This window comes from Roseibium sp. AWQ4_254 (genome assembly GCF_056161025.1).
Genome location: NZ_JBSWYH010000128.1, coordinates 1 through 235 on the forward strand (window position 1 = coordinate 1; position 235 = coordinate 235).

Genomic DNA, 235 nt, shown 5'->3' on the forward strand with positions numbered 1-235 from the left:
ATCACGCGCCTTTAAGTGTCCATTTGCATAAGTGGACACTTAAGGCGCAAAATCGAAAAGCGGGAGGTGGGGTTCAGCGGACGCTCACGGAACACGAACAAGTGCCCAGAATAAGGATCTTCGGCCAGGACCTGTTCGGCTTGTGCGGCCAAAGAGTTGAAGCCGCGCCGCATGTCCGTCACACCCGACGCTAGCCAAACCCGGGTGTTCGATGGAACAGGGATCATCCCATCAA

The 235-nt window shown here is 55.7% G+C and carries 1 protein-coding gene; it reads right to left on the reverse strand.

Annotated elements, in window-relative coordinates; translation table 11 throughout:
- Positions 1 to 11: 11 nt before the first annotated feature.
- The coding region (gene tnpB, locus ACXAIC_RS24910; protein WP_475187152.1) for an IS66 family insertion sequence element accessory protein TnpB at positions 12 to 235 on the reverse strand (224 nt) is incomplete at its 5' end.